The sequence below is a fragment of the Kitasatospora sp. NPDC050543 genome, from assembly GCF_044457565.1.
Lineage (GTDB): Bacteria > Actinomycetota > Actinomycetes > Streptomycetales > Streptomycetaceae > Kitasatospora.
The window spans coordinates 1-1,420 of sequence record NZ_JBITGZ010000097.1 but is presented as its reverse complement, the minus strand read 5'-3'; the positions used below and the strand labels follow the sequence as shown (position 1 = coordinate 1,420).

1 protein-coding gene and 1 pseudogene are annotated in these 1,420 nt (G+C 71.6%); both read left to right on the top strand.

The window, feature by feature from the left end; translation table 11 throughout:
- Positions 1-1,151 (top strand): aminotransferase class I/II-fold pyridoxal phosphate-dependent enzyme (locus ACIBH3_RS35950; protein ID WP_396316319.1); only part of this gene is annotated, 1,151 nt, incomplete at its 5' end.
- A pseudogene (locus tag ACIBH3_RS35945) lies at positions 1,148-1,420 on the top strand (ornithine cyclodeaminase family protein); the annotation flags it as partial. The gene ACIBH3_RS35950 and the pseudogene ACIBH3_RS35945, both read left to right, overlap by 4 nt.

Below are 1,420 nucleotides of genomic sequence, written 5' to 3'. Positions count from 1 at the left end.
ACAGAGGAGTGAACGCCATGACCCGGCTGCCCGACTTCCGCCTTGAGACGTACTTCTCCCGTTGGGAGTTCACCGCCCGCCACCATCTGACCGCCTCCGACGTCCAGACCATGACCCTCGGCGAGCTGCTCGCCCTGGCCGACGACGGGGACCGCGACGCCTTCCAGAACCTGTCGCTGGGCTACACCGAGACCTTCGGCGACCGGGCGCTGCGCGAGGTGATCGCCGGGACGTACGAGCACGCGGACGCGGACGACGTCATCTGCTTCGCGGGAGCCGAGGAGGCCCTCTACCTCGCGATGAACGTCCTGCTCGGCGCCGGCGACCACGCGGTGGTGGTGACCCCGAACTACCAGGCCGCCGAGACGGTGCCGCTGGCGCTGTGCGAGGTCACCGGCGTCGCCCTCGATCCGGACCGGGACTGGGCCCTGGACCTGGCGCAGGTGGCGGCGGCGATCCGGCCGAACACCCGGGTGCTGTCGGTGAACTTCCCCAACAACCCCACCGGCAAGGTCATCGACGCCGCCGACCTCGCCGCGCTGGCCACCCTGTGCGACGAGCGCGGGATCCACCTGTTCAGCGACGAGGTCTACCGCGGCCTGGAGCGCGATCCGGCCCGCATCCTGCCGCAGGCCTGCGACCTGTCCGAGCGTGCGCTGTCGCTGAACGTGACGTCCAAGTCGCTGGGGCTGCCCGGCCTGCGGATCGGCTGGATCACCTGCCGCGACCGCGCGCTGCGCTCGCGTCTGGAGCGGGCCAAGCACTACACCACCATCTGCAACTCCGCGCCCAGCGAGGTCCTGGCCCGCATCGCGCTGAAGGCCCGCGAGGCGATCCTGGACCGCAACCGCGCCCTGATCGCGGCCAACCTGCCGCTCTTCGAGGCGTTCTTCGCCGGCTTCGCGGACGACTTCGAGTGGCGGGCACCGGACGGCGGCTGCGTCGCCTACCCCCGCTACCTCGGCGGCGACGGGGTGGAGGAGTTCTGTACCCGCCTGGTGGAGGAGGCCGGTGTCCTGCTGCTGCCGGCCAGCATCTACCGCTCCGAGCTGACCCCCACGCCCGCCGACCGGTTCCGCATCGGCATCGGGCGCCGCGACCCGGAACAGGGCCTGGCGGCGTTCGCAAAGTGGATGCGAGCGGGCCGATGAGCGTGCCCGTCTTCGACCTCGCCGCCATCAAGGCCGCCGCCACCCCGGGGCTGGTCCTCGATTCGGTCCGCGACGCGCTGATCGCCCACGCCGAAGGCCGCACCAGCGTGCCGCCGCCCCTGCACCTGGACTTCCCCGACGCCGACGGGGACTGCCACGTCAAGGCCGGCTGGATCACCGGCGCGGCCGACTTCACCGTCAAGATCGCGACCGGCTTCTACGCCAACCCCGCGATCGGGCTGCCCTCCAACCACGGTCTGGTCTGCGTC